Genomic DNA, 1,476 nt, shown 5'->3' on the forward strand with positions numbered 1-1,476 from the left:
GGCCGGGACCGTGGTCCCGGCCCCGCCCGAGGCGTCCTCCGTCCTGTTCTGCTGTTCTCCTGTTATCAGCGCCCCGACGACAGAGGCATGACCTTGCGGTAGGTGAACACCGCGACGGCCGCGACCGCGACGTGCATCAGGAGCAGCGCCAGAACGCCGACCACGCCACCGTCACCGAAGAGCAGGAAGTCGGGAACGAAGGACACCACGACGACCGTCGGCACCAGCCATCGCACCAGCGCCTCGGGGTCCTTCGACACCTTGCGGACGATGGCCCAGCCGATGGCGCCGGCCACCACCCCGACGGCCGTCAGGAAGATGTACGAGCCCGGCTTCAGCGGCTGGAAGTCATCGGGCGCGCCCGCGGCCAGGGCGAGGAGGGCGAGCACCGCGTCGGCGACGGACGCGACCACGATCGCGGCGAGCACACCTCCCGCCACAACGAGGGGACCTCGGCGGACGGTGGCTGCGTCAGAGGCGGCAGACATGGCAACTCCAAGAAGACGGACGAGTTCCGGCAGGGATGTTTGAAGGGTCAAACAGAGTCTGCCCCGGGTTGCTTGAAACTTCAATACCCATGCCGATCGGCGGGTAAGGGGCCTCCGGGGGCTCCAGCGGGCGCGGTGAATCGGGCTAGGATTGATCGTCGAGCATCACGAGAGCCTCACCAGCGCTCAAGCGGCTGACAGCACGTCAGCGAAGTCGGCAAGGAGTCACTGTGTTCTACTACGTGCTCAAATACGTGCTTCTTGGGCCGCTGCTGAGACTGGTCTTCCGGCCTCGAATAGAGGGCCTCGAACACGTACCGTCGTCGGGCGCCGCCATCATCGCGGGCAACCACCTGTCGTTCTCGGACCACTTCCTGATGCCCGCCGTGCTGAAGCGCCGCATCACCTTCCTGGCGAAGGCCGAGTACTTCACGGGGCCCGGCATCAAGGGCCGGCTGACGGCCCACTTCTTCCGCAGCGCCGGGCAGATCCCCGTCGACCGCTCCGGCAAGGAGGCGGGCCAGGCCGCGATCCGCGAGGGCCTGGGCGTGCTCAGCAAGGACGAGTTGCTCGGCATCTACCCGGAGGGCACGCGCTCGCACGACGGGCGCCTGTACAAGGGCAAGGTCGGCGTGGCGGTCATGGCGCTCAAGGCCGGGGTCCCGGTCATCCCGTGCGCGATGATCGGCACCTTCGAGGCGCAGCCGCCCGGCAAGGTCATCCCGAACATCCACCCGGTGGTCATCCGCTTCGGCAAGCCCCTCGACTTCTCCCGCTACGCCGGCATGGAGAACGAGAAGGCCATCCTGCGCGCCATCACCGACGAACTCATGTACGCGATCCTCTCGCTCTCGGAGCAGGAGTACGTCGACGAGTACGCGGCCGTGGTCAAGGCGCAGCAGACCGAGGAGAAGGCGGCGGCGAAGGCGAAGGAGCGCAGGTTCCCACGACTGCCGCTCAGCTGACGGCGCGCTCCGCCACGCTGGTT

Annotated in this window: 2 protein-coding genes; one reads left to right on the forward strand and one right to left on the reverse strand. The window is 67.5% G+C overall.

Features of this window, described 5'->3' with window-relative positions; genetic code table 11:
* Positions 1 to 65 precede the first annotated feature (65 nt).
* Entirely contained in the window at positions 66 to 488 is a 423-nt protein-coding gene (locus FNH08_RS50000; RefSeq protein ID WP_152778651.1) for a DUF6069 family protein, read from the reverse strand.
* A 230-nt stretch (positions 489 to 718) separates the two neighbouring features.
* On the opposite strand from FNH08_RS50000, the gene FNH08_RS50005 reads away from it, so the two are divergent.
* Positions 719 to 1,453: a lysophospholipid acyltransferase family protein gene (locus FNH08_RS50005; RefSeq protein ID WP_322726680.1), complete on the forward strand. Its 735-nt coding sequence runs from the start codon at positions 719 to 721 to the stop codon at positions 1,451 to 1,453.
* Positions 1,454 to 1,476 lie beyond the last annotated feature (23 nt).

The sequence above is a fragment of the Streptomyces spongiae genome, from assembly GCF_009377185.1.
Taxonomy (GTDB): domain Bacteria; phylum Actinomycetota; class Actinomycetes; order Streptomycetales; family Streptomycetaceae; genus Streptomyces; species Streptomyces spongiae.

What these genes read in the sequence shown, in the direction of transcription:
- FNH08_RS50000 (WP_152778651.1), bottom strand. Translation starts at nt 488, where the DNA reads ATGTCTGCCGCCTCTGACGCAGCCACCGTCCGCCGAGGTCCCCTCGTT.